Genomic DNA, 24,913 nt, shown 5'->3' with positions numbered 1-24,913 from the left:
GCACATGCCACATCGCGCCGCCGCCGCCGCCCTGGGTCCCCTGCGCATCCTGCTGGTGGAGGATTCGCCGGAGGATGCCGAGCTGATGAGCGGCCAGCTGCTCGACGCCGGCTTCGACGCGCGTTTCGAGCGGGTGGACGAGCGCGAGGCCATGGCCGACGCGCTGGCCCAGTTCCAGCCCGACATCGTGCTCTCGGACCTGACCATGCCGGGCTTCTCCGGCTACGACGCCCTGGCCATGGTGCAGGCCTACGCGCCGGCCACGCCCTTCATCTTCGTGTCCGGCACCATCGGCGAGGACCAGGCGGTGCAGGCCCTGCAGCAGGGCGCGGCCGACTACATCCTCAAGCACCACCCGGTGCGTTTGCCGAGCGCGGTGGAGCGCGCGGTGCGCCTGGCCCGCAGCGAGGCCGACCGCGACCGCGCCGAGCGGGAGCTGCTGCGCTCCCAGCGCCTGGACATGCTGGCGATGCTGGCCGCCGGCCTGAGCCACGACCTGCGCAACGTGCTGCAGCCGCTGCTGATCGTGCCGGACCTGCTCAACGCCCGCAGCGAAGACCCCAAGATCCGTCGCCTGGGCGAGGTGATCTCCGAGTGCGGTCGCCGCGGCCACGAGATGGCCGACTCGATGCTGCAGTTCGTGCGCGGCGCACGCGCCAATCGCGAGCACGTGCAGCTGACCGAGCTGTTCCGCGCGGTGAAGCTGCTGCTGCAGGGCAGCCTGCCGCGCGGGGTGGAGTTCGAGATCGAGGCGCCCGGCGAATCGCTGGGCATCGACGTCAACTACACCGAGCTGCAGCAGACCCTGCTGAACCTGGCGCTCAACGCCATCCAGGCCATGCCCAACGGCGGCACCGTGCGCCTGCTGGCGCGTGCCGAACAGCACGAGGGCCAGGAATTCATCTGCATCGAGGTGGCCGACACCGGCGTGGGCATGGACGCGCAGACGCAGGCCAAGCTGTTCACGCCGTTCTTCACCACCAAGAGCGCCGGCACCGGGCTGGGCCTGATCTCCTGCAAGCGCATCGTGGAAAGCTACGGCGGCAGCATCGCGGTCAGGAGCGCGCCCGGCGCCGGCACCACCTTCGAGGTGCGCCTGCCGCTTTCGCCGGACGTGCTGCCCGAAGAGCCCGGCGAGGTCATCGCCGATGGCCGCGGGCGCCGCGTGCTGGTGGTCGATGGCGATGTCACCCGCCTGACCCTGCTAGTCAATGCCTTCAGCGGGCAGGGCTATGCGCCGGTGCAGGCGCCGGACGGCGCCTACGCGCTGCGCATGCTCGATGCCGGCATGCCCGACCTGGTGGTGCTGGACACCGACATCTCGCTGCTGCCGGCCGGCCCGCTGATGCGCGCCCTGGCCGAGGTGGGCTACGAGGGCCCGGTGATCGCGCTGGAAAGCCCCGCCCAGCCGCTCAATCGCGCCACCCTACCGGTCGGCACGGTGCTGCATGTGCTGGCCAAGCCGGTGGAAATGCGCAGCCTGCTGCTGACCGCCGGGCGCGCGCTGGAATCCGGCGGCGGCTGAATCCGGCGATGGACAAGCCCACCGCGCCGTCCTGCGCGCGCAACCGGGGGCCGATCCTGGCGGTGCTGCAGCCGCTGCTGCAGGACGCGCGCAGCGTGCTGGAGATCGGCAGCGGCACCGGTCAGCACGCGGTGCACTTCGCCGCGGCCATGCCGCACCTGCGCTGGCAGACCAGCGAGCGCGCCCAGCACCTGCCCGGCATCGGCCTGTGGCTGGAGGAGGCCGCCCTGCACAACACGCCGGCGCCGATGGTGCTGGATGTGGCCGAAGGTCCGTGGCCGGATGGCCGCTTCGATGCGGTGTTCACCGCCAACACGCTGCACATCATGGGCTGGCCGCAGGTGGTGGCCTTGTTCGAGGGCGTGGCCACCGTACTGGCCCCCGGTGGCGTGCTGGCGGTATACGGACCCTTCAACGAAGGCGGCCGTTACACCAGCCCCAGCAATGCCGAGTTCGACCAGTGGTTGAAGGCGCGCGATCCGCACAGCGCGATCCGCGATGTCGAGCAGGTCGATGCGCTGGCGCGCGGCTGCGGCATGACCCTGCAGGCCGACCACGCTATGCCGGCCCACAACCGCCTGCGGGTGTGGCGGCGCTGAGCGCCTGCGCAGCGCGCGCGTTCGCGGTGGCTGGCTACAATCGTGCGCGCCTGTCCACAGGATGCCGTGCGATGCCGTCCCGCCTTGTGTTGTTGCTGCTGATGTGGCCGCTGGCCCTGCGTGCGCAGGACGCGCCGGAGGCGGTGCCGGCCGCCACGCCCGCAGTGGAGGCTGTGCCCGTCGAGGCGGCCGACCAGGCCGCTTTTGCCGCCTGCCTGCCCGAGCTGCGCACGCTGGCGCAGCGGGCCGGCATCGACGATGCCAGCTTCGAGCGCTACGTGGCGCCGCTGCAGCCGGACACCAGCGTGTTGCCGCTGCTGGACAGCCAGCCCGAGTTCACCACGCCGCTGTGGGATTACCTGGCCGGATTGGTGGACACCCAGCGCGTGGTCGATGGCCAGGCGATGCAGCAGGCCCACGCCCAGGTGCTGGAGCAGGTCGTGGCCGCCAGCGGCGTGGACGCGGCCACCATCGTGGCGGTGTGGGGCGTGGAGAGCGACTATGGGCGCATCACCGGCAAGCGCCCGCTGCTGCAGTCGCTGTCCACCCTGTCCTGCTTCGGCCGGCGCCAGGCGTTCTTCCGCGGCGAGCTGATCGCGCTGTTGTCCTTGCTGCAGGCCGGCGACCTGTCGGCCGAGGGATTGAGCGGGTCCTGGGCCGGGGCGTTCGGGCAGACCCAGTTCATACCCAGCACCTATCAGCGGCTGGCCGTGGACGGCGATGGCGACGGCCGTCGCGACCTGGTCGCCAGCGTCGCCGATGCCCTGGCCTCCACCGGCAACTTCCTCAAGCGCGCGGGCTGGCAGAGTGGGCAGGCGTGGGGCTATGAGATCGCCGTGCCGGCGGGCTTCGACGCGGCCCAGACCGGGCGCCGCGCGCGCCGGCCGTTGCGTGAGTGGATCGCCCGCGGGGTGACGCGCGCCGATGGCCAGCCGATCACCGAGTCGTCCGAGCAGCCGGCGGCAGTGCTGCTGCCGACCGGGGTGGAAGGGCCTGCCTTCCTGGTGTTCCGCAACTACGACGCGATCTTCAGCTACAACGCCGCCGAGAGTTATGCGCTGGCCATCGCGCTGCTGTCCGATCGCTTGCGCGGTGGCAGCGGCCTGTCCAGGGCGTGGCCGACCGACGACCCTGGCATCGGCCGCGACGAACGCCGGCAGCTGCAGGAACTGCTGGTCGCGCGCGGCCATGCCATTGGCGTGGCCGACGGCATGATCGGCACGCTCACCCGCAAGGCCATCGTGGTCGAGCAGACCCGGCTGGGCCTGACGCCCACCGACGGACGCGCAGGGCGCAAGATCCTGGACGCCCTGCAGGCCGAGCGCACGGCGCCTGCCGCGCCAACTGCACCATCGCCATGACCCAGTCCGCGGCTTCGCGGAGCGCTGACGGCCACCCAGGCACGCTCGCGCCGATGTTCGCCCTGCACCACGTCCACCTGCGCCATGGCGCGGTGACCGCCCTGGATGGCGTGTCGCTGCAGATCGCCGGCGGCCGCACCACCGCGCTGATCGGGCCCAGCGGCGCGGGCAAGTCCAGCGTGCTGCGCAGCCTGATCGGCCTGGAATGGCCGGACGCCGGGCAGGTGCTGTTCGAGGGCGTGCCGCTGCAGCGGGACACGCTGCTGGCTCAGCGCCGGCGCATCGGCTATGTCATCCAGGAGGGCGGCCTGTTCTCGCACCTGAGCGTGCGCGAGAACGCGGCCATCCTGGCGCGCACGCTGGGATGGCCGGCGCAACGCATCGCCCAGCGCCTGTCCGAACTGATGGCGCTTTGCGGGCTGTCGGAGGATCAGCTGGCGCGCTATCCGGCCGAGCTGTCCGGCGGACAACGCCAGCGCGTGGGCCTGGTGCGCGCGCTGATGCTGGACCCGCCGGTGCTGCTGCTGGACGAGCCGCTGGGCGCACTGGACCCGATCGTGCGCCACGAGCTGCAGAGCCAGATGCGCGCGCTGTTCGCCCAGCTGGGCAAGACCGTGGTCCTGGTGACCCATGATGTGGCCGAAGCCGCCTACCTGGCCGACACGCTGGTGCTGATGCGCAAGGGGCAGGTGGTGCAGCAGGGCACGGCACGCGAGTTGCTGCACGCGCCTGCCGAACCGTTCGTGCATGCCTTCATGACTGCCCAGCGCAGTCTCGAGCAGGCCATCGCGTGAGCTCGCGATTTGGTCCCCTTTCGCGCTGGATGCTGCTGTGCGCGCTGATCGCACCGGCCGCCCAGGCCGCCACGGCGGTCACCGTGGGCTCGAAGAACTTCACCGAAGCGGTGGTGCTGGGCGAGATCGCCGCTGGCGCGGGGCGCCAGGCCGGCGTGGAGGTCGACCACCAGCGCCAGCTGGGCGGCACGCGCATCCTGTGGCGCGCGCTGGAGCAGGGCCAGATCGACGCCTACGCCGAGTACACCGGCACGCTCAAGCAGGAGCTGCTGCAGCGGCCGGATGCCGACCCGGCGCAGGTGCGCGCCTTGCTGGCCGAACACGGGCTGGCGATGACCGGTTCGCTGGGGTTCGAAAACACCTATGCCTTCGGCATGACGCGCCAGCGCGCGGCGCAGCTGGGCATCGGCACCCTGTCCGAGCTGCGCGCCAGGTCGCAGCTGAAGCTCGGCCTGAGCAACGAGTTCCTGCAGCGCGCCGACGGCTGGCCGGGTCTGCGCGAGGCCTACGGCCTGCCGCAACGGCCCAATGGCCTGGACCACGACCTGGCCTACCGCGCCCTGCAGAGCGGGGCGATCGATGTCACCGACCTGTACAGCACCGATGCCGAGATCCCCTACTACGACCTGCAGGTGCTGCAGGACGATCGGCGCTACTTCCCCGACTACCAGGCGGTGTTCCTGTATCGGCTGGACCTGCGCCAGCGCGCCCCGGCTTTCGTGCAGGCGCTGACCGGCCTGGAGGGGCGCATCGATGTGCAGGCGATGCAGCGCCTCAACGCGCAGGTCAAGCTGGAACACCGCGAAGAATCCCAGGTGGCGGCGGACTTCCTCGGCCTGGCCGCGCCCGCGCAGGCGGGACGGGCCCAGCGCATCGCCCAACGCACCTGGGAACACCTGGGGCTGGTCGGCCTGTCGCTCGGCCTGGCCCTGCTGGTGGCGCTGCCGCTGGGCGTGCTGGCCGCGCGCCGGCCCAGGCTGGGGCAGCTGGTGCTGACCTGCACCGGGCTGCTGCAGACCCTGCCCTCGCTGGCGGTGTTCGTCTTCATGATTCCGCTGTTCGGCATCGGCGCCAGGCCGGCCATCGCCGCGCTGTTCCTGTACTCGCTGCTGCCCATCGTGCGCAACACCCACGCCGGCCTGACCGGCATCCCCCGCGAACTGCGCGAGACCGCCTCGGCCCTGGGCCTGCCGCCGCGCACCCGGCTGTGGCGCGTCGAGTTGCCGCTGGCCCTGCGCACGATCCTGGCCGGGGTCAAGACCGCGGCGGTGATCAACGTCGGCACCGCCACCCTGGGCGCGCTGATCGGCGCCGGGGGCTATGGCCAGCCCATCCTGACCGGCATCCGCCTGGACGATGTGGGCATGATCCTGGAAGGCGCCATCCCGGCGGCCGTGCTCGCCCTGGCGGTGCAGGGCCTGTTCGAAGCCCTCGAGCGGCTGCTCACGCCCCGCGGCCTGCGGCTGGTGGCCAGGGCCTAGCGCCTGTGTGCACGCATCAGCGTGCGCCCGCGGCGATCTCCACCACGCGCGCCATCTGCGCCGGGTCCACGGTCAGGTAGGGCGCAAGGCGCAGGCCGCCCTGGCGGCGGCTGTAGAAGATCTGGTGGGCGCTGAAGGCTTGCGCGACCGCCTCCAGGCGCGCGGCCGGCACGCGCAGGCCGGTCAGGTGCGGGGCATGGCCAGGCGTGATCCAGGCGGCCAGGCCGGCCGTTTGCAGGGCCGCATCCAGCGCCGTGGTGACCCGGCCCAGCTCTGCGGCGATCCGTGCCGGCTGCCAATGCTGCAGCTGCGCCAGGCCGGCCGCGGCCATGGCCAGGCGCAGCGGGTCGCTGATGCCGCCTGCATCGAAGCGTCGCGCCCCGGGCTGGTAAGGGGGTGGGGCATCGATCGGGAACTCCCAGGCCTGGCCGGCATCGCGCGCGATCCAATGGTGTTCGATCGGCTCGCCCTGCTCACGCCAGCGCGGATGCGCCCATAGCCAGGACAGGCCCATCGGGCCGAGCAACCACTTGTAGCCCACGCTGACCACGAAATCCGGTTGCCAGCGCGCCAGCGCCAGCGGCAACACCCCCAGGCTCTGGCTCAGGTCCAGCACCAGGGCCGAGCCGCGCGCATGCACCGCGGCGCTGATGCGGTCCAGGTCCAGCACCTGGCCGTCATGCCAGTAGCAGTGGGGCAGGGACACGATACCCAGCGCAGGCGTGCGCTCGACCATGCGCAGCACCGCATCGGTCAGCGTCTCCTGGCCCACCGGCTGCGCGGCCAGCACCTGCGCCCCGACCCGCGCGCAGCACTGCTGCCACACCATCAGGTTGGAGGGGAACTGGCCCTCCAGCACCAGCACGCACTGGCCACGCCGCAGGGGCAGCGTGTTGGCGGCCGTGGCCAGCCCGTAGGCGGCCGAGGGCACCATCGCCACACCGTCCACATCGCCCCCGAACAAGGTGTCGGCGGCCAGGGCACGCGTGTGCTCGATCTGCGCCATCCAAGCCGCGTGCGGCGTGAGCCATGGAGTGGCGCCAGCGTCGATGGCCGCGTGCGCCGCGTCCTGCACCGCGATCAGTCGCGCCGCCTTGGAGGCCGCATCCAGGTAGATCACCTCATCTGGCAAGGCGAAGGCGGCACGGCGGTCCGACCATGCAGCGGTCGGAACAGACTGGGAAAGCGCTGACATCGGGGCAGCGTATCGCAGCGTGAAGAATGGCTCTAACGGATCGTTCACCGCGCGCGCCTAAGCTGCGCGCATGAACGCTGTTTCCGTGGATGATGCGTGCCGTGCAGCGGCCGGCGAGCGCGCCAGTGCGCTGCTGCCGCAGTTCCGCCAGATGCGCGCGTTGACGCGGTCGCTTGCCGCACCGCTGAGCGCGGAAGACGCCATGGTGCAGAGCATGGAAGACGCCAGCCCGGCCAAGTGGCACCTGGCGCACACCACGTGGTTCTTCGAGCGCTTCGTGTTGATGGCCGATGCGCGCTACACGCCGTTCGATGCGGCCTGGGACTACCTGTTCAACAGCTACTACAACGGCGTGGGCCCGATGCATGCGCGGCCACGTCGTGGGCTGCTGTCGCGGCCGTCGCTGGAGGCGGTGCTGGCCTATCGTGCCGCGGTGGAGGCGGGCATCGAGCGCCTGCTGGCCCGCAACACGCTGGACATGCAGGCGCTGGACATCGTGGAGCTGGGCATCCATCACGAACAGCAGCACCAGGAGCTGCTGCTGACCGACATCCGCCATGCGCTGTGGAGCAATCCATTGCAGCCGGCCTACCGCCAGGACCTGCCGCTGCGGCAAGGCCAGGCGCAGGCCATGCGCTGGGTGGGCCGCGAGGAGCAGGTGGTGGAGATCGGCGCGGCGCCCTGGCCGCAGGCGGCGGGCTTTGCCTACGACAACGAGTCGCCGCGGCATCGCGCGCTGGTGCCGGCGCATGCCATTGCCACCCGTCCGGTCAGCAATGCCGAGTTCCAGGATTTCATCGATGCCGGCGGCTATCGCACGCCGGGGCTGTGGCTGAGCGATGGCTGGGCCACGGTGCAGCGCGAGGGCTGGGCGCGCCCGCTGTACTGGCACGAGGATGGTGTGCGCGAGTTCACCCTGGGCGGCTGGCGCGAGCGCGACCCGGCGGCGCCGGCCTGTTCGCTGAGCCTGTTCGAAGCCGATGCGTTCGCACGCTGGGCCGGGGCGCGCCTGCCCAGCGAGGCCGAGTGGGAGCACGCCGCCGCCGGCAAGGAGATTGCCGGCAATTTCGTCGAGCAAGGTGCCTTACACCCACAGGCGGGCGATGCGGCGGCCACCGGCTGCGCGCAGCTGTTCGGCGATGTGTGGGAATGGACCGGCAGCGCCTACCTGCCGTATCCGGGCTTCAAGCCCTGGCCCGGCACCCTGGGCGAATACAACGGCAAGTTCATGAATGCCCAGTGGGTGCTGCGCGGCGGCAGCTGCGCCACCCCGCAGCAGCACGTGCGCGCCAGCTACCGCAACTTCTTCCCTTCTTCTGCGCGCTGGCAATTCGCCGGCGTGCGTCTTGCCAAGGACCTGCCCTGACGTGAACGCCGCCGTTGCCCTCCAGCGCGCCCGGAGCGCGCTGACCGATCTGCGTCCGCAGCCGGACGATATCGCCGCCGATGCCGTCACCGGCCTGTCGCGCACGCCCAAGGCGCTGCCTTCCAAGTACTTCTACGACGCGGAAGGGTCGCGGCTGTTCGAGGCCATCACCCGGGTGCCGGAGTACTACCTCACCCGGACCGAGCTGGCATTGCTGGAAGACAAGCTGCCGGCGATCGCCCAGGCCATCGGTCCGGGTGCGCACGTGGTGGAGTACGGCAGCGGCAGCGGCCGCAAGACCGAGCTGCTGCTGGAACACCTGCGCGATCCGGTCGCCTACACGCCCATCGAGATCTCGCGCACCGCGGTGCTCGACGCCACCGCGCGCCTGTCGGTGCATTTCCCGCAGATCGAGATGCTGCCGGTGTGCGCGGATTTCACCAAGCCGCTGACCCTTCCCAAGGCCAGCCAGCGTGCGCAGCGCACGGTGGTGTTCTTTCCCGGCTCGACCCTGGGCAACTTCGCCAACGACAGCGCCCAGGCCCTGCTGGCCGGGATGCGACAGACCATGGGGCCCAACGGCTGCGCCCTGATCGGGGTGGACCTGGACAAGGACACCGCGCTGATCGAAGCGGCCTACAACGATGCGGCCGGCGTCACTGCCGCCTTCACCCTGAACCTGCTGGCGCGGCTCAATCGCGAGATCGGCAGCGACTTTGACCTTGAAGCCTTCCGCCACCACGCGGTCTATGTGCGCGAGCGGCTGCGCATCGAGACCTGCCTGGTCAGCCAGCGCGCGCAGCAGGTGCATGTCGCTGGCAAGACCTTCGCCTTCGCCGCCGGCGAGGCGATGCAGGTCGAGTACAGCCACAAGTACACCGATGCCAGCTTCGCCACGCTGGCCGAGTCCGCAGGACTGAAGGTCACCCACGGCTGGAACGACGCGCGCGACTGGTTCGGCCTGCGACTGCTGCAGCCGGCATGAGCCGTGCCTGAGGCGCAGGACCAGCGCATTCGCCACGCTGTGTTGGCGCTGCTGGCCCAGCGCGCCCCTGAACATTCGATCTGCCCATCCGAGGTGGCCCGCGCCCTGGAGCAGGACCCGATGCGCTGGCGGGCGCTGATGCCGGCGGTGCGTCGCATCGCCGCAGCACTGGCGGAGGAAGGCAGGATCCAGGTCACCCAGCGCGCCCATCCGGTCCAGATCGAGCAGGTCAGCGGCCCGGTACGGCTGCATCGTGGATCCGGCTTCGATCGGTCCTGAGCACGGCGCAGGCGTTGCGTCGGCGGTGCGATTCGCTCGCATCGAGACCAAGGAGTGGGACCGCGCTTCAGGCAGGCCGCTGCGATTGCGCGTAGGGTGGGGGCCTCAACGCGGATTTCTCGCGTCGCCTGGCCCGGTTTCTCGGGCGCACCACGCCTTTCCTTCTCCGGAGATCCCGCCATGACCCCAGACGCAGCCGCCGGCGCCGTGCGCGCCAGCGCGAGCGGCCATGCCGGGACACGCACCTGAGCGTCGGCGATCCCCACTGCAGCAGCTGCGATGCCCTGTGTTGCCGCCTGACGGTGGTGTTGTGCGACCAGGACCGGATCGCCCCGCACCTGACCGCGCGCGAGGGCAACCTGCTGGTCATGGCGCAGAACGAAGAGGGCTGGTGCGCGGCGGTGGACATGGGCCGCATGCGCTGCTCGATCTATCACGCAAGGCCGGAGATCTGCCGGCGTTTTGCCATGGCCGGCCCGTATTGCCGCGCGATCTCGGCCGAGGCTGCGGCGCCCTCGGCTTCATCCATCCCACTGATGTTGTGCTGATAGGAGCTCCACGATCATGCCCCCTTCGACCACCCAGAAATTCCCCAAGTCCCAGCGTGCCGCCGATCCCAAGCTGGCGCGTCAGTTGACCCACGAGCGCATCAGCGCCGACCTGGAGGCCTTCCGGCGCAACGGCGGCCAGATCGAGAAGCTGGGCAACACCCGCGTGCTCAAGCGACTGGCCTGAGCCTGGCGCGGCCGCGCGAGGGGTAGGGCGCGGCCCGCTCAGGCCGCCTGCACGATGGGAATGGTCTTGGGGTTGCGCCACTGCGCCATCAGCTGCGCTTGCTGCGCCTGGGCCGCGTGCAAGTGGCGCTCCTTGACATGGCCATAGCCGCGGATGCGTTCGGGGAGGCTGGCGATGCGCACCGCCAGCGGCAGGCGCTGCGCATCCAGCGTTTCCAGCAACTCGGCGACGGTGCGGCGATAGTCCTCGATGAGCTGCCGCTCCATGCGGCGCTCGGCGGTGCGGCCGAAGACATCCAGCATGCCGCCGCGCAGGAACTTCAGCCTGGCCAGCAGCGCGAACGCGCGCAGCATCCACGGCCCATAGGCGCGCTTGACCAGCTCGCCCGCCGCGTTGCGCTTGGCCAGCAGCGGCGGGGCCAGGTGGAACTGCAGCGTGTAGTCGCCTTCGAACTGCTGCTCCAGCTGACGCTCGAACGTGCCATCGGTATACAGCCGCGCGACCTCGTATTCGTCCTTGTAGGCCATCAGCTTGAACAGCGACCGGGCCACCGCTTCGGTCAGCGCCGTCGCGCCGGGCGCCCTGGCTTGCTCGGTCTGGCGCACCTGGTCGACGAAGTCGCTATAGCGCCTGGCGTAGGCGAGGTCCTGGTAGTCGGTCAGGAAGGCGCTGCGGCGCGCGATGGCTTCGTCCAGCGTGCGCGACAGGCGCGCATCGTCCAGCGGCAGCAGCATCACGCCATCGGCGGTGGCCGTGGTGGTGTCGGGCAGGCCGCGCACGCTGGGGGCATTGTCCGGGTTGCGCGGCGCGCTGGTCGCGCCCCACTCGGTGCCCTCCCATTCGCCCGGCGGCAGCACGCGCAGGTTGCGCGGCAGCTGCTCCTGGCGCGTCTCGTCGTTGCGCACGATGCCGGCGGCCTGCTGCACGGCGGCCAGGTCGATCGCCGCCAGACGGCCCCAGGCGAAGGCGGTGCGGTTCATCTCGATGGCCGCGCCGTTGAGCTCGATGGCGCGCATGAGCGCATCGAAGGAGATCGGCACCAGGCCCTGCTGCCAGGCGTAGCCGAGCATGAACAAGTTGGTGGCGATGGCATCGCCCAGCAGCGCGGTGGCCAGCTGCGTGGCATCCAGCAGCAGCGCCTCGCGCCCGCCCAGGGCCACCTTGACCCCGGCGATGATCTCGGCCGCAGGGAACTGCATGTCCGGATGCGTGGTGAAGGTGCCGGGCATGGCCTCGTAGGTGTTGAGCACCACCTGCGCGCGCTCGCCGCGCACCTTGGACAACACCCAGTAGTCGTTGACCACGACCATGTCGCAGCCCAGCACCAGGTCGGCCTCACCGGCGGCGATGCGAACGGCATGGATGTCCGCCGGACGGCGCGCGATGCGGATATGCGTGGTCACCGCGCCGCCCTTCTGCGCCAGTCCGGTCTGGTCCAGCACGCTGGCGCCCTTGCCCTCCAGGTGCCCAGCCATGCCCAGCAGCGCGCCGATGGTCACCACGCCGGTGCCGCCGACACCGGTGATCAGGATGTTCCAGGGCTGGGCCAGGTCCGACCTGAATGACGGCGTCGGCAGGTCCTCCAGCAGCGTGGCCGCATCGCTGCGCCTGCCCTGGCGCGGCTTGCCGCCGTGCACGGTGACGAAGCTGGGGCAGAAGCCGGACACGCAGGAATAGTCCTTGTTGCAGTTGGACTGGTCGATGCTGCGCTTGCGGCCGAACTCGGTTTCCTTGGGCAGCACCGAGACGCAGAAGCTCTTCTGCCCGCAGTCGCCGCAGCCTTCGCAGACCAGCGAGTTGATCAGCACGCGCTTGGGCGGATCGATCAGCTTGCCGCGCTTGCGGCGGCGACGCTTCTCGGTGGCGCAGGTCTGGTCGAAGATCAGCACCGACACGCCGCGCACCTGGCGCAGGCGCTGCTGCACGCTGTCCAGCTCGGCACGGTCGTGGAACTCGGTGTCCGGCGGAAACAGGTCGCGCCGGCGCGACCACTTGCCGATGTCGTCGGACACCAGCACCAGGGTCTGAACGCCCTCGGCGCGCATCTGCGCGGCGATGTCCGGCACGGTCAGCGTGCCGTCCACCGGCTGGCCGCCGGTCATGGCGACTGCGTCGTTGTAGAGGATCTTGTAGGTGATGTTGACGCCGGTGGCGATGGACTGGCGGATCGCCAGCGAGCCGCTGTGGAAATAGGTGCCATCGCCCAGGTTCTGGAAGACGTGCTCGGTCTCGGTGAACGGCGCCTGCCCGGACCAGGTGACGCCTTCGCCGCCCATGTGGGTGAAGGTGTCGGTGGCGCGGTCCATCCACGTCACCATGTAGTGGCAGCCGATGCCGCCCATCGCGCGCGCGCCCTCGGGCACCACCGTGGAGGTGTTGTGCGGGCAGCCGCTGCAGTAGTGCGGCACGCGAGGGAAAGTGGCGCGCGGCAGGGCCATCTCCGCTTCCTTGGCTTCCATCCAGCGCAACCGCTGCTGGATCGATTCGGTGAACGTGCCCGAGGGCAGCGCAAAGCGCAGGATGCGCGCGCCGATCACCCCGGCGATGGTGGCCGGGGTGAGTTCGCCGGTGGAGGGCAGGATCCACGCGCCGTCCTCGTCGTACTTGCCGACGATGCTGGGGCGGGGACTGGCGCTGGCCGGCCAGTTGTAGAACAGCTCCTTCATCTGCCGCTCGATGAAGGCTTTCTTCTCCTCCACCACGACGATGTCTTCCAGCCCCCGCGCGAAGGCGGTGATGCCCACCGGCTCCAGCGGCCAGCTCATGCCGACCTTGTAGACGCGGATGCCGATCTCGGCGCAGGCCGCCTCATCCAGGCCCAGGTATTCCAGGGCCTGCAGCACGTCCAGGTAGCTCTTGCCGGTGGTGACGATGCCCAGCCGCGCGCGCGGCGAATCCAGCACCACGCGGTCGACTCCATTGGCCCGCGCGAAGGCCTGCGCGGCGGCCACCGCATAGCGGTGCAGGCGCATCTCCTGCTCCAGCGGCGGGTCGGGCCAGCGGATGCTCAGTCCAGCGGGCGGCATGGCGAAGTCCTCCGGCAGCACGATGCGCCGCGCGAACGGATCCACCTCCACCGAGGCCGAGGACTCCACGGTCTCGGCGATGGTCTTGAAGCCGATCCAGCGCCCGGTGTAGCGGCTCATCGCCCAGCCCACCAGGCCCAGGTCCAGGATGTCCTGGACCCCGGCCGGATTGAGCACCGGCATCATCGCGCTGACGAACTCCTCCTCGCTGCCATGCGGCAGGGTCGAGCTGCGGCAGGCGTGGTCGTCGGCCGCCAGCGCCAGCACGCCACCCAGCGGCGAGGTGCCCGCGGCGTTGCCGTGCTTGAACACGTCGCCGCTGCGGTCCACGCCCGGCCCCTTGCCGTACCACATGCCGTACACGCCATCGACGGTGGCGCCAGGGAACAGGTTGGTCTGCTGGGTGCCCCACAGCATGGTCGCGCCCAGGTCCTCGTTGAGGCCGGGCTGGAACTTCACCTTGGCCGCCTCCAGATGCCGGCGCGCGCGCCACAGCTCCAGGTCGAAGCCGCCCAGCGGACTGCCGCGATAGCCGCTGATGAAGCCGGCGGTGTTCAGACCGGCCGCATCGTCGCGCAGGCGCTGCATCAACGGCAGCCGCACCAGCGCCTGCACGCCGGACAGGTAAATGCGCCCATCGCTGCGCGTGTACTTGTGCTCCAGCGTGTAGTCCAGATCCAGCAGCGCGGGCTGCGGCGCACCGGGATCGGGCGTGTTCGCCGAGTCCGGCGAGGTCAATGCGGCGGTACTGGTCATGGCGGGCCCGGAAGTGCGGCTGGCGGCCTTCCATTGGCGGAAGGCGACGTCCGGAGTGTAACAGCGCGCATTTTTGCGAACTCCATCCTTGTGCCAACGTGCGCTGGAGCAGGTAGGATCGTGTGCGGGGAAGGAATTCGGGGCTTGGGTGACTGCTGTGAAGGGATATCGATTCGCGCTGGCCTTGCTGCTGGCCGCGTGGGCGTGGGGTGCGCAGGCGCAGAAGCTGCCATCGCCGCGTGAGTTCTACTTCGACAAGGATCAGGCTGCGGCCTGGATCGTGGTGGTGCCCGGCGAGGGCGAAGCGCAGGCCGCCGCGCTGCTGGCCGAGCGCGACCGTCGCGGCCGGCGCGCGGTGGAGGCCTCCGCGCAGCTGGCGCACCTGGCCTACGCCGCCGGCCGCCTCGACCTGGGCAAGGCGCTGTACGAGCAGGCGCTGGGCAGCCAGCGGCCGGATCGCGGCATCGGTCGGCAGATCACGTGGAACCACGCCTGGGACCTGTATCGCGCCAAGGATTATCCGGCCGCGCTGAAGCTATGGGCCGAGCTGGCGGACAGTGCCCTGGGCGGTCCGGCCTGGGTGCCTCCCACCCTGGCCCTGGCGCTGTGGCAGGTGGGGCGCAAGGACGAGGCGGTGAAGTGGTATGCCGCCGCCGTGCGCACCGAGCCGGGCCAATGGAGCAGCACCGCCGACTACGCGCGCCTGCTGCCGGAATGGACGGCCGACGAGCGCGCCACGCTGGCGCAGGTGCAGGCGGCCTGGGCCGCGGCGCCGCCGGCCTGGCCGTAAGCGATCGTCCGCCCCGCGGTGCGCCAGCGTCCGCAGCGTGAGGTGAGTCCAGGGCAAGCCCGGCCTGGCGCGCGCGTTGCCAGGTCCCCGGGCCGGTCGTGACAATGGCCGGGCCTTGCGGCCTGCCGCGATGTTTCCCCCTGCTTCCCCTGGTCCATCAATGGCCTTCGATGCCTTCGCCCTGATCCTGGCCATGCTCGGGCTGGGCATGTTGCTCGCCCGCGCCCGGCTGTTTCCCGACAACGCCGCGCAGACCCTCAACCTGGTGGTGCTCTACCTGTGCCTGCCGGCCTCGGTGCTGCACTTCGTCCCGCGCCTGCAGCTGCAGCCAAGCCTGGTCGGGCTGGTGCTCACGCCGTGGATCATGATGGGCGTGACCGCGGTGCTGGTCGCCGGCGTGGCGCGCTGGCTCGCATTGGACCGTGGCGAGCGCGCCGCGCTGCTGATCTGCGTGGGCTTCGGCAATTCCAGCTTCATCGGCTTTCCCATGGTGCGCGCGCTGCTGGGCGAAGACGCCCTGCCGCTGGCGGTGGTCTACGACCAGTTCGGCACCTTCCTGATGCTGTCGACCCTGGGCGTGTACCTGCTGGCGCGCTACGGCGGGCAGGGCACGCCCACGGCGGGGCAGATCCTGCTGCGCATCGTGAAGTTCCCCCCGCTGTGGGCGCTGCTGTTCGCCCTGACCCTGATGCCGGCGCAGCCGCCGACGTGGATCGCCAGCGGCCTGCAGCGCCTGGCCGATGCCATGCTGCCGCTGGTGATGCTGTCGGTGGGCCTGTCCATCCGGCTGCGCCTGCCCCGGCGCGAGCTGGCCCCGCTGGCGACCGGGGTGAGCCTGCGCCTGCTGGTGATGCCGGCACTGGCCGTGCCGCTGTCCTGGGCCTTCGGGCTGCAGGGCGCACAGTTCCAGGTCAACGTGCTGGAGACGGGCATGCCGACCATGATCACCGCCGCGGCGCTGGCCATTTCGCACAACCTGGCCCCGCGCCTGTGCGCGGCCATGACCGGGTATTCCATCGTGCTGTCCCTGGTCACGCTGCCGGCCTGGGTCTGGCTGCTGGGGCGCCTGGCCGGCTGAGCCGGCCCCGCCGAAACACCCCCGTGGCGCGTATCCCGGATTCACGGCCTGCGGTGTAACCTCGGGCCTCCCACGCTTTCGAGGCGCGCGCATGAAGACGATCCTGGTCGCCAGCTCCAAGGGTGGCGCGGGCAAGACCACGCTGGCCACCAACCTGGCGGCCTGGTGGGCACTGGAAGGCAAACGCACGGTGCTGGTCGATGCGGACCCGCAAGCCTCCTCCACGCGCTGGGCCGAGCGCCGGGCCGAGATGGAAAGCGCGGTCCTGCCGCTGGACGGCACCCGCAAGGGCTGGAAGTCGGCGCTGCCGGAGGATGCCGATTGCGTGGTGGTCGACGGCCGCGCCGGCGCCATGGCCGAGGACCTGGAGGCCTTCATCGAGCGCGCCGACGCCATCGTGGTGCCAGTGCTGCCCTCGGGCCTGGACATCGAGGCCACCGTGGGCTTTCTCAACAACCTGGCCAAGGTCCCGCGCGTGCACAAGCGCAAGCTGCCGGTGGGGCTGGTGCTCAACCGCGCCAAGCCGTGGACCCACACGGCGCAGCAGGCGCTGGAGATGATGGCGCAGTGGCCCTACCCGGTGGTGGCGACCCTGCGCGACACCCAGGCCTACGTGGTCATGGCCGGCCTGGGCCGCAGCCTGTTCGACTACCGTTCCGCGCAGGTTCGCGACCATCAGGGCGACTGGGAGCCACTGCTGGAATGGCTCCGCAAGGCCTGACGCACCCGCCGAGGAAGACGACATGCGCGAACTGATCCTGCTGCGCCACGCCAATGCCCAGCCGGCCGCCTCCGGCCAGGCCGACATGGACCGCCCCTTATCTCCCTTGGGACTGGCCGAAGCCGAAGCCGCCGGCCGCTGGCTGGCCGAGCGGGGCCTGATCCCGGACCGCGTGTTGTGCTCGCCGGCGCGCCGCACGCGCGAGACCCTGGAGGCGGTGCTGGAGGTGGTGGGCTATGTCGAGCAGCAATTGGAGCCGTCCATCTACGAGGCCAGCCCCGGCACCCTGGCCGCGCTGGCCGACCAGCATCGCGATGCCGAGCGCCTGTTGATGGTCGGGCACAACCCCGGCTTCGAGCGTCTGGCGGCCCTGCTGCACAGCGGCAGCAGCAGCGAGTACCGCGGCATGCCCACCGCCGGGATTGCCGTGCTGTCCATGCCCACCGACAGCTCGGTGGAGCCAGGCGTGGCCACGCTGACCGATTTCTGGTGGCCCTGATGCGCCGGCGGTGGCCGACGTTGGTGGCCGGCCTGCTGGCCGCCACCGCCTGGGCGCTGCCGGCGCAGGCGCGCTTCATGCCGCTGGACCAGGTGCAGACGCGGCTGGGCTTCGAGCTGAGCACGCGCTGGGGGCAGCGCCTGGATGGCTGGTTCCCGAAATTCGATGGCGGCGTGGAAGTGCTTCCCGACGGCCGCCACCAGGTGTCTTTGCGCATGTATACGCGCGAGGTGTTGATCCAGGACCACCCCAGCTACACCAAGTGGGCGCGCGGTGGCATGTTCTTCGAATCCGAGCGCTATCCCGTGGTGACCTTCATCTCCCATCCCTACCGGCCGGAGACCCTCAGCCATGGCGGTGAGCTCTCCGGCGAGCTGACCATCCGCGGGATCCGCCGCGCCGAGACGCTGCTGGTGCAGCCGGCCGACTGCGCGCGCCCGGCGCTGGACTGCGATGTGATCTCCACCGGGGCCGTGCGCCGTAGCGACTACGACATGGACGGCTTCAAGATGGCGGTCAACGACCGCGTGGTGTTCGTGCTGCGTGCACGCCTGCAGGAGCACGCGCCCCAGTGACGTACCTGTTTCGCTGCCTGGTGCTGCTGTCCACCTTGCTGGCCAGCGGTTGCGCTTCGCTGTCCCAGGGCGAGCATGCCCGTGCCGTGTCCATCGCCCAGGCCGCGCAATCGCAGCAGGTCCAGTGCCAGGCCGTTGATGCCTGCGCCGAGCCATCGGCGCTGTACGCGCTGGCGGGCAAGGCGCAGGCCCTGTCCACCGCGCAGGTGCCGCGGCATTACGCGCTGCTGCTGGACTATGGCGAGGACGCACTGCTGGCGCGCCTGAACCTGTTGCGCAGCGCGCGCCACAGCATCGATCTGCAGACCTACATCTTCGACACCGACGACAGCGCGCGGCTGGTGATCGATGAGCTGCTGGCGGCCGCGCGCCGCGGCGTGCAGGTGCGGGTGCTGATCGACCAGCTCTCGGCCATCAATGACCTGCAAACGCTCGGCGCCCTGGCCGGGGCGCACCGCAACTTCCAGCTGCGCATCTACAACCCCACCTTCGGCAAGGCCGACCCGAGCTACCTGGACTACGCCGGCAGCGTGCTGTGCTGCTTCCGCCGCTTCAACCAGCGCATGCACACCAAGCTGCTGGTGGTCGATGGCGCCATCGGCATCACCGGTGGGCGCAACTACCAGGACGATTACTTCGACTGGGACAGCGAGTTCAATTTCCGCGACCGCGACGTACTCATCGCCGGCCCGGCCGCGCGCGACATGGCGCGCAGCTTCGGCCAGTTCTGGGATGCGCGCCTGAGCGTGCCGGTGGCCCAGCTCAACGATGTCGGCCGCTACCTGCTGCGCCATGGCGTGCCGGCGCTGCCGGACAAGCCGTGGCGGCGGCCGGAGCGCGTGCAGGCCATGTCCGAGGATGCCAGCGATCCGGAGGTGGTCGCAGCGCGCCTGGTGGAGCCGGCCCTGCCGGTGGGCACGGTGAGCTACGTGGCCGACCCGCCGCAGAAGCACCGCCACAACGATCCGCGCGAGCCGGCGCCCTCGTCCTGGGAGCTGGGCAGCCTGGTCTACGCCGCGCGCCAGCAGATCACTCTGCAGACGCCGTACCTGGTGATGTCCGATGCGGCCGAGGACATGTTCCGCAGCCTGCGCAAGCGGCCCGAAGCGCCGCGCGTGACGGTCTCCACCAACAGCCTGGCGGCCACCGACAACCCGATCGTGTATTCGGTCTCGCACAAGTACAAGCGCCGCTACCTGCGCGAGCTGGGCTTCAACATCTACGAGTTCAAGCCGTTCCCGGCCGATGCGCCGGTGGACTATGCCTCCATGCTGGAAGAACCGCCGGTGTTGACGCCGGAGCAGTCGGTGGAGCGCCCGGTGCGGCCGATCGGCAGCATCGGCTCCAAGGCCGGCTCACGGCGCACGCCGCGCAATCGCGTGGACCGGCGGGTGCAGCGCACCGAGAACCGGCCCTCGTTCTTCAGCAGCAGCCCGGCCAGCGACCCGTTGCCGCTCAAGCGCGCCGGCGTGCGCATGGGCCTGCATGCCAAGTCGATGGTGATCGACGGGCGCGTGGCGGTGGTGGGCACGCACAACTTCGACCCGCGCTCGGTCAACTACAACACCGAGAGCGTGGTGGTCATTCCCTCGCCGGTGTTCGCGCGCGAGCTGGAGGCCAGCATCCGCCGCGACATCTCGCCGGAGAACTCCTGGGTGATCGCGCCGCGGCGCAAGCCGGTGGTGTTTTCCGGCCTGAACTACAGCCTGGACAAGGTGTCCTCCTCGCTGCCGGTGTTCGACCTGTGGCCCTGGCGCTACGCCACCAGCTACGAGTACGTGGCCAGCGCCGAATGCCCCACGCCGGTGCCGCGCAACGACCCCAAGTTCCATGTCTGCTACCGCGATGTGGGCGACTTCCCCGAGGTCAGCATCGGGCCCAAGCGCCTGTACGCGCGCATCCTGATCGCCTTCGGTGGCGGCCTGGTGCCCATCCTGTGACCGTCCGGCCGCCGTGCCGCAAGGAGACCGCATGATCTTCCACCGCCCCGTCGACCTGGATGCGGTCAACGCGATGTCGGCCAACAGCATCGTCGGCCACATCGGCATCCGCCTGACCGAGGTGGGCGATGACTGGATCCGCGGCACCATGCCGGTGGACGCGCGCACGCACCAGCCGTTCGGCCTGCTGCACGGTGGCGCCTCGGTGGTGCTGGCCGAGACGCTGGGCAGTATCGGTGGCGGGCTGTGCGTGGACCCGGCCACCCATGGCGTGGTCGGGCTGGAGGTCAATGCCAACCACGTCCGCGGCGTGCGCAGCGGCACGGTGACCGGGACCGCGCGCGCCTTGCACCTGGGCCGCAGCACGCAGCTGTGGGAGATCCGCATCGAGAATGAGGCCGGACAGCTGGTGTGCGTGTCGCGGCTGACGCTGGCGGTGGTCCCACGCCAGGGGTGAATGCCTGCCATCCGGGGTAGCGGACCATTGCCGTACCAGCGGGGGCGGATATGGCGCAGGGTTGTAACGTTCCGGTATCGTGCCGGCATGAATTCCCCCGCCCGCTCCGTCCCCGCCAGCAGCGCGCCGGGACGGACGTTGCGCTATCTGACGCGCGTCCCCCTGCTGCTGGTGCACGTCCTGGTGATGCTCCCCCTGCTCCTGCTGACCATGGTGCCGGTGTGGGCGGGCCTGCCCGTGGCCGGCACCACGCTCAAGGCCTGGAGCGTGCAGCGTTGGTCCACCGCGCTGATGCGCATCTTCGGCTTCCGCCTGCGCCAGGTGGGCCAGCCGCTGCCGGGCGCGGTGATGTTCGTGGCCAATCACGTCAGCTGGGTGGACATCACCCTGCTGCACAGTCGCCGGATGATGGGTTTCGTGGCCAAGCGCGAGATCCGCAGCTGGCCGGTGATCGGCTGGCTGGCGGTGCGCGGGGAGACCATCTTCCACCAGCGTGGCAGCACCGAATCGCTCGATGGGGTGATGGGCGCGATGGTGCAGCGCCTGCGCGAAGGGCGTCCGGTTGGGGTGTTCCCCGAAGGCCGTACCCGCGACGGCAGCGAGGTCGGTCCCTTCCATGCGCGCATCTTCCAGCCGGCGGTGGAGGCGGGCGTGCCGGTGCAGCCGGTGGCGCTGATCTACGGCGCCGGCGCCAGCGCGCAGTCGGTGGTGGCCTTCGGCCCGCGCGAGAGCTTCTTCGCGAACTTCCTGCGCCTGCTGGGCGAGCCGGCGCGCGAGACCACGGTGGTGTTCCTGCCGCCGGTGACCGCGGCCGATACCGAGGGACGCCGGCGCATGGCCGACACCGCGCGCGCGCGCATCATCGCGGCGATGGCCGGCTGAGCATGCTGGGCTTTCGCGCAACCGCGCTGCAGCCCACGCCCACCCCGGGCGCGGACGAGGTTCCGCGTGCCTCGGATTACTGCCCGCCACGCTGGCTGCGCAACGCCCACCTGCAGTCGATCCTGAGCTCCAGCGAGCTGCGTCGCCGCCGCGGCCTGCAGCGGCTGCAGGCGCTGGGCGCGGTCCATCGCGAGCACATCTTCGATGGCGGCGATGGCGTGCGCCTGCAGGGCTGGCACAGCCAGGTGCCGGGGATGGCCGTGCAGGGGCTGGCCATCCTGCTGCATGGCTGGGAGGGCAGCACCGAATCGAGCTACATGCGCATGACCTGCGCCAGCCTGCTGGAGGCCGGCTACGAGGTGGTGCGGCTGAACTTCCGCGACCACGGCCAGACCCATCACCTCAACGAGGACATCTTCCATTCCTGCCGGCTGGCCGAGGTGCTTTACGCCTGCGTGGACGTGGCCGGCACCTTCCCCCACCGCCCGCTGGTGCTGGCCGGCTATTCGCTGGGCGGCAACTTCGCCCTGCGCGTGGCCTTGAACGCGCAAGTGGTCGGCCTGCCGCTGCAGCGGGTGGCCGCGGTGTGCCCGGTGATGGACCCGATGGCCACGCTGCTGGGCATGGAGCAGGGCCTGCCGCTGTACCACTGGTACTTCCAGCGCAAGTGGCGGCGCTCGCTGGAGCGCAAGCGCGCGCTGTTCCCCGAGCGCCACGTGTACGACGACAGCGTGCTGGCGCTCAACGTGCGCGAGATGACGCGCTGGATGGTCGAGCACGAGACCGAGTACGGCACCCTGGACGCGTATCTGGATGGCTATTCCATCGCCGGCGATCGCCTGGCCGCGCTGTCGGTGCCCGCGCATATCCTGATGGCGCAGGACGACCCGGTGATTCCGTTCGAGCATTTCCGGCACTGGCAGCTGCCCGAATGCGCGCAGCTGGAGATCGCGCGCTGGGGCGGGCACTGCGGCTTCATCGAGAACGCCCAGTGCGATGGCTTCGGCGAGCGCTGGGTCACCCACCGCCTGACCCAGCGCTGACCCCGCGACGCGGCGCGCCGCCTTCGGACCTGCCGGTAAACTAGTCCGTTTCCACCGGTGTGCGATCCATGCAAGACAGCATCATTGACGCGCTGCGGCGCCAGGCGACTGACGAAGCGCTCAATGTCGCGCGCGATTGGGTGTTCCGCGCGCCGGAGGATGCCGCCGCGCATCGCTGGCTGGCCGTGGCCTGGCAGCAGAAGGGCGATGACCAGGCGGCCACGGTCAGCATCGACCGCGCCATCGTGCTGGCGCCGCAAGACCCGGACCTGCATCTGATCCGCGCGGCGCTGCTGGTGCGGCAACGCCAGGTCGAACAGGCCCAGTCCGCGCTGAGCGAGGCCAGCCAGCTCAATCCCAACCAGATCGGCGCCTACCTGCTGCAGGCGCAGCTGGCCTTCGCCCGCGGCGATGTCGCCGAAGCCGACCGCCAGGCCCGACTGGCCGCGCGCGTGGACGAGCGGCACCCGCAGCTTGCCGGCATCCAGAGCCTGGTGGCGCTGGCCAGGCAGGAGCATGACCTGGCCCTGCGCAAGGCCACCGACGGCCTGAAGCAGGCGCCGGACGATGCCCAGCTGCAGTACGCCGCCGGCTTCGCCTATCGCGCCAAGGGCCACCTGGCCTTCGCCGAGCAGGCCTTCCGGCGCCTGCTGGAGCAGCTGCCCGAGGCCCGCCACCTGCGCATCCTGCTGGCCGAGCTGGTCGCGCGGCAGGGGCGCCTGGACGAGGCGGCGGACCTGCTGGAGCCGCTGCTGGCCGACAGCACCCAGGCCACGCCGGCGCTGTTGCGCCTGGCCGGTGGCCTGCGCATGGATGCCGGCCAGGTCGAGCAGGCCCTGCCGCTGCTGCGGCAGGCGCTGGCCGGCGCGCCCGGGCATCGCCCGACCTTGCAGGCGCTGCTGGACGCCTGGCGCCGGCTGGGCCGCCAGGACGAGGCGCCCGGCACCCTGGAGGCGGCGCTGGCCACCACCAGCGACTCGGCCGACCTGTGGGAGGCGCGCATGGTGATCGAGGCCGATCGCGAGGCCCGCCTGGCCATCGTCGAGCGCTGGCAACGGGCGATGCCGTCCTCCACCCTGCCACTGGAGGTGCGGATGCTGCATCAGCAGGAGGCCGGCCAGGTCGATGAGGCCGACGCCACCGCCTGGCGCATCCTCGAGCTGGCACCGGAGCACCCCGACGCGCGCATGCAGCTGCTGGACACGCGCCTGAAGCGCGACCCGGCCGAGGCGGTGGCGCAGATCGAGACCTGGCTGGACGCCGATGCCTCGCAGCAGTCGCGCTACTTCCTGCGCGGGATGCTGGGCCTGAGCCATGACCGTGCCGGCGATTTCGCCCGTGCCGTGGAAGCCTGGACGGCGCTGCAGGCCGAGCTGGCCACCCAGCGCGCGCCGCTGCCGCCGCAGAGTGCGCCGCGCCAGGACTGGCAAGCCGCCGCCGCACGCAGCGAGGAAGGGCCCAAGGTGCTGTTCCTGTGCGGCGCGCCCGGTTCGGGCGTGGAGCGCCTGGCCGCGGTGATGCAGGCGGCCGGCGAGCCGTTCCGTGGCGATCGCTTCGGCGCCACCCCGCCAGCCGATGGCTTCCAGAGCTTCCAGCTGGTCCAGGGGCTGTCCGATGGCAGCATCGACGCGGCCGCCGTGGCCAACCGCTGGCGTGGGGCGCTGCAGGCGCGCGGCCGGGCCGACGGCTACTGCATCGACTGGCTGATGTGGTGGGACAACGCGCTGTTGCAGGTGCTGCGTCCGCATTTGCCCGAAGCCCTGCTCGTGTTCGCCATCCGCGACCCGCGCGACATGCTGCTGGAGTGGCTGGCCTTCAGTTCGGTGCTGCCCTTTGCCTTCCCCCCGCTGGAGCAGGCCGCTGACTGGCTGGCGCGCGCGCTGGAGCAGGTGGCCGACGTGCACGAGCAGGCGCTGTTTCCCCATCGCCTCATCCGCACCGACGCCATCGGCCATGATCCGCAGCTGGCGGCCGTGGCCGTGAGCCAGGCCCTGGGCACGCAGATGCGGGTGCCGGTCAACGTCGGACCGCCGCGCTTGGCCGCCGGGCACTGGCGCCAGTACGCCGCGGCGCTGGCCGGGCCGTTCGACCGCCTGTCGCCCATCGCCGCGCGCCTGGGCTATGCGGCGGCGTAACCTCTTGCGCGCATGCTGGGCAGCGTGCCGCGTTTCATTCACCACCACCAGGAGTTCGTTGCATGCGCATCCACAGTGACAGTTTCTCCGACGGCCAGCCGATCCCGGCCGAGTTCGCCGGCGGCGACGCCAAGGGCTTTGCCGGTAATCGCAACCCGCACCTGGCCTGGGCCGACGTGCCGGCGGGCACCCGCTCGTTCGCCATCGTCGTCATCGACCCGGACGTGCCGACCGAGCCGGAGCTGATCGGCCGCGACGACGTGCAGATCCCCCTGGAGCAGGCGCGCACCGAGTTCGTGCACTGGGCCATGGCCAATATTCCCGCCGAGGTCACCGAGATCGCCGCCGGCAGCTGCAGCGACGGCTTCGTGGCCAAGGGCAAGACCGCGCCGAAGGGGCCGACCGGCAGCGGCCAGGGCATCAACGACTACACCAGCTTCTTCGCCGGCAGCGACGAGCTCAAGGGCCAGTACCTGGGCTACGACGGCCCGTACCCGCCGTCCAACGACCTGCGCGTGCACCGTTACTACTTCCACGTCTTCGCGCTGGATGTGGAGACCCTGGACCTGCCAGAGCCGTTCGAGGCCAAGGACCTGCTGGGCGCGATCGAAGGCCATGTGCTGGGCCAGGCGGTGACCTGGGGCACCTATACGCTGAATGATCAGGCGGTATTGCCGCGGGAATGACGAGG

General features: G+C 70.7%; 22 protein-coding genes and 1 pseudogene. 21 read left to right on the top strand and 2 right to left on the bottom strand.

Annotated elements, in window-relative coordinates:
- Positions 1–4: 4 nt before the first annotated feature.
- From EPA99_RS08635 to EPA99_RS08615, 5 genes and pseudogenes are all read left to right on the top strand, one after another.
- A complete protein-coding gene (locus EPA99_RS08635; protein WP_129470824.1) occupies positions 5–1,525 on the top strand; it encodes an ATP-binding response regulator in 1,521 nt (506 codons plus the stop codon).
- Positions 1,526–1,533: 8 nt separating this feature from the next.
- On the top strand, positions 1,534–2,124 hold the full coding sequence (locus EPA99_RS08630) for a DUF938 domain-containing protein (RefSeq protein WP_129470823.1): 591 nt from the start codon (positions 1,534–1,536) through the stop codon (positions 2,122–2,124).
- A 143-nt stretch (positions 2,125–2,267) separates the two neighbouring features.
- Positions 2,268–3,443, top strand: a pseudogene (locus EPA99_RS08625) (lytic murein transglycosylase); the annotation flags it as partial.
- A 95-nt stretch (positions 3,444–3,538) separates the two neighbouring features.
- Positions 3,539–4,279 carry an ATP-binding cassette domain-containing protein gene (locus tag EPA99_RS08620; RefSeq protein ID WP_129470822.1) on the top strand — a complete coding sequence of 247 codons (741 nt, stop codon included), beginning with the start codon at positions 3,539–3,541 and terminating at the stop codon, positions 4,277–4,279.
- Between the two features lie 29 nt (positions 4,280–4,308).
- Positions 4,309–5,760: an ABC transporter permease/substrate-binding protein gene (locus EPA99_RS08615; RefSeq protein WP_129471102.1), complete on the top strand. Its 1,452-nt coding sequence runs from the start codon at positions 4,309–4,311 to the stop codon at positions 5,758–5,760.
- Positions 5,761–5,776: 16 nt separating this feature from the next.
- Here EPA99_RS08615 and EPA99_RS08610 read toward each other — a convergent pair whose 3' ends face one another.
- Entirely contained in the window at positions 5,777–6,955 is a 1,179-nt protein-coding gene (locus EPA99_RS08610) for an aminotransferase class V-fold PLP-dependent enzyme (RefSeq protein WP_129470821.1), read from the bottom strand.
- A gap of 70 nt (positions 6,956–7,025) precedes the next feature.
- Here EPA99_RS08610 and egtB point away from each other — a divergent pair, with 70 nt between their 5' ends.
- The 5 genes from egtB (at position 7,026) to EPA99_RS18685 (ending at position 10,320) form a co-directional block, all read left to right on the top strand.
- On the top strand, positions 7,026–8,321 hold the full coding sequence (gene egtB / locus EPA99_RS08605) for an ergothioneine biosynthesis protein EgtB (RefSeq protein ID WP_129470820.1): 1,296 nt from the start codon (positions 7,026–7,028) through the stop codon (positions 8,319–8,321).
- A gap of 1 nt (position 8,322) precedes the next feature.
- Positions 8,323–9,306: an L-histidine N(alpha)-methyltransferase gene (gene egtD / locus EPA99_RS08600; protein WP_129470819.1), complete on the top strand. Its 984-nt coding sequence runs from the start codon at positions 8,323–8,325 to the stop codon at positions 9,304–9,306.
- A 3-nt stretch (positions 9,307–9,309) separates the two neighbouring features.
- Entirely contained in the window at positions 9,310–9,585 is a 276-nt protein-coding gene (locus EPA99_RS08595; protein ID WP_129470818.1) for a DUF3253 domain-containing protein, read from the top strand.
- 128 nt (positions 9,586–9,713) lie between these two features.
- Positions 9,714–10,133, top strand: coding sequence for a YkgJ family cysteine cluster protein (locus EPA99_RS08590; RefSeq protein ID WP_425479194.1), 420 nt, complete (start codon positions 9,714–9,716; stop codon positions 10,131–10,133).
- A gap of 16 nt (positions 10,134–10,149) precedes the next feature.
- On the top strand, positions 10,150–10,320 hold the full coding sequence (locus EPA99_RS18685) for a hypothetical protein (RefSeq protein WP_164978610.1): 171 nt from the start codon (positions 10,150–10,152) through the stop codon (positions 10,318–10,320).
- A 38-nt stretch (positions 10,321–10,358) separates the two neighbouring features.
- On the opposite strand, the gene EPA99_RS08585 is transcribed toward EPA99_RS18685, so the two are convergent.
- The gene (locus EPA99_RS08585) at positions 10,359–14,102 is read right to left on the bottom strand and encodes an indolepyruvate ferredoxin oxidoreductase family protein (RefSeq protein ID WP_129470816.1); all 3,744 of its coding nucleotides are present in this window, start codon (positions 14,100–14,102) and stop codon (positions 10,359–10,361) included.
- A gap of 148 nt (positions 14,103–14,250) precedes the next feature.
- Between EPA99_RS08585 and EPA99_RS08580 the strand changes: the two genes are divergently transcribed.
- From EPA99_RS08580 to EPA99_RS08530, 11 genes are all read left to right on the top strand, one after another.
- The gene (locus EPA99_RS08580; RefSeq protein WP_129470815.1) at positions 14,251–14,892 is read left to right on the top strand and encodes a tetratricopeptide repeat protein; all 642 of its coding nucleotides are present in this window, start codon (positions 14,251–14,253) and stop codon (positions 14,890–14,892) included.
- 160 nt (positions 14,893–15,052) lie between these two features.
- Complete coding sequence (locus EPA99_RS08575) at positions 15,053–15,970, top strand: AEC family transporter (protein ID WP_129470814.1); 918 nt, start codon at positions 15,053–15,055, stop codon at positions 15,968–15,970.
- 91 nt (positions 15,971–16,061) lie between these two features.
- Positions 16,062–16,691 (top strand): ParA family protein, encoded by a 630-nt coding sequence (locus EPA99_RS08570; RefSeq protein ID WP_129470813.1) that lies wholly within the window; start codon positions 16,062–16,064, stop codon positions 16,689–16,691.
- Positions 16,692–16,713: 22 nt separating this feature from the next.
- A complete protein-coding gene (locus EPA99_RS08565) occupies positions 16,714–17,190 on the top strand; it encodes a SixA phosphatase family protein (protein ID WP_129470812.1) in 477 nt (158 codons plus the stop codon).
- On the top strand, positions 17,181–17,765 hold the full coding sequence (locus EPA99_RS08560) for a YceI family protein (protein WP_425479189.1): 585 nt from the start codon (positions 17,181–17,183) through the stop codon (positions 17,763–17,765). The genes EPA99_RS08565 and EPA99_RS08560 overlap by 10 nt, the downstream gene beginning before the upstream one ends.
- Positions 17,762–19,705 (top strand): phospholipase D family protein, encoded by a 1,944-nt coding sequence (locus EPA99_RS08555; protein WP_129470811.1) that lies wholly within the window; start codon positions 17,762–17,764, stop codon positions 19,703–19,705. The genes EPA99_RS08560 and EPA99_RS08555 overlap by 4 nt, the downstream gene beginning before the upstream one ends.
- Positions 19,706–19,736: 31 nt before the next feature.
- Entirely contained in the window at positions 19,737–20,162 is a 426-nt protein-coding gene (locus EPA99_RS08550; protein ID WP_129470810.1) for a hotdog fold thioesterase, read from the top strand.
- A gap of 87 nt (positions 20,163–20,249) precedes the next feature.
- Positions 20,250–21,044, top strand: coding sequence for a lysophospholipid acyltransferase family protein (locus EPA99_RS08545; RefSeq protein ID WP_129470809.1), 795 nt, complete (start codon positions 20,250–20,252; stop codon positions 21,042–21,044).
- A 2-nt stretch (positions 21,045–21,046) separates the two neighbouring features.
- A complete protein-coding gene (locus tag EPA99_RS08540) occupies positions 21,047–22,087 on the top strand; it encodes a YheT family hydrolase (protein WP_129470808.1) in 1,041 nt (346 codons plus the stop codon).
- Between the two features lie 68 nt (positions 22,088–22,155).
- Positions 22,156–24,222 (top strand): tetratricopeptide repeat protein, encoded by a 2,067-nt coding sequence (locus EPA99_RS08535; protein WP_129470807.1) that lies wholly within the window; start codon positions 22,156–22,158, stop codon positions 24,220–24,222.
- A 62-nt stretch (positions 24,223–24,284) separates the two neighbouring features.
- Entirely contained in the window at positions 24,285–24,908 is a 624-nt protein-coding gene (locus EPA99_RS08530; protein ID WP_129470806.1) for a YbhB/YbcL family Raf kinase inhibitor-like protein, read from the top strand.
- Positions 24,909–24,913 lie beyond the last annotated feature (5 nt).

It is taken from the genome of Pseudoxanthomonas composti (assembly GCF_004122095.1).
Classification (GTDB): domain Bacteria; phylum Pseudomonadota; class Gammaproteobacteria; order Xanthomonadales; family Xanthomonadaceae; genus Pseudoxanthomonas_A; species Pseudoxanthomonas_A composti.
Note: the sequence above shows the minus strand (reverse complement) of the source record. Positions and strands in the feature narration are given on the sequence as shown.

Coding starts and splice junctions, on each gene's coding strand:
- EPA99_RS08550 (WP_129470810.1), top strand. CDS start 19,737: ATGATCTTCCACCGCCCCGTCGACCTGGATGCGGTCAACGCGATGTCG.
- EPA99_RS18685 (WP_164978610.1), top strand. CDS start 10,150: ATGCCCCCTTCGACCACCCAGAAATTCCCCAAGTCCCAGCGTGCCGCC.
- EPA99_RS08575 (WP_129470814.1), top strand. CDS start 15,053: ATGGCCTTCGATGCCTTCGCCCTGATCCTGGCCATGCTCGGGCTGGGC.
- EPA99_RS08530 (WP_129470806.1), top strand. CDS start 24,285: ATGCGCATCCACAGTGACAGTTTCTCCGACGGCCAGCCGATCCCGGCC.
- EPA99_RS08540 (WP_129470808.1), top strand. CDS start 21,047: ATGCTGGGCTTTCGCGCAACCGCGCTGCAGCCCACGCCCACCCCGGGC.
- EPA99_RS08535 (WP_129470807.1), top strand. CDS start 22,156: ATGCAAGACAGCATCATTGACGCGCTGCGGCGCCAGGCGACTGACGAA.
- EPA99_RS08545 (WP_129470809.1), top strand. CDS start 20,250: ATGAATTCCCCCGCCCGCTCCGTCCCCGCCAGCAGCGCGCCGGGACGG.
- egtB (WP_129470820.1), top strand. CDS start 7,026: ATGAACGCTGTTTCCGTGGATGATGCGTGCCGTGCAGCGGCCGGCGAG.
- EPA99_RS08610 (WP_129470821.1), bottom strand. CDS start 6,955: ATGTCAGCGCTTTCCCAGTCTGTTCCGACCGCTGCATGGTCGGACCGC.
- EPA99_RS08565 (WP_129470812.1), top strand. CDS start 16,714: ATGCGCGAACTGATCCTGCTGCGCCACGCCAATGCCCAGCCGGCCGCC.
- EPA99_RS08615 (WP_129471102.1), top strand. CDS start 4,309: ATGCTGCTGTGCGCGCTGATCGCACCGGCCGCCCAGGCCGCCACGGCG.
- EPA99_RS08635 (WP_129470824.1), top strand. CDS start 5: ATGCCACATCGCGCCGCCGCCGCCGCCCTGGGTCCCCTGCGCATCCTG.
- EPA99_RS08630 (WP_129470823.1), top strand. CDS start 1,534: ATGGACAAGCCCACCGCGCCGTCCTGCGCGCGCAACCGGGGGCCGATC.
- EPA99_RS08570 (WP_129470813.1), top strand. CDS start 16,062: ATGAAGACGATCCTGGTCGCCAGCTCCAAGGGTGGCGCGGGCAAGACC.
- EPA99_RS08620 (WP_129470822.1), top strand. CDS start 3,539: ATGTTCGCCCTGCACCACGTCCACCTGCGCCATGGCGCGGTGACCGCC.
- EPA99_RS08585 (WP_129470816.1), bottom strand. CDS start 14,102: ATGACCAGTACCGCCGCATTGACCTCGCCGGACTCGGCGAACACGCCC.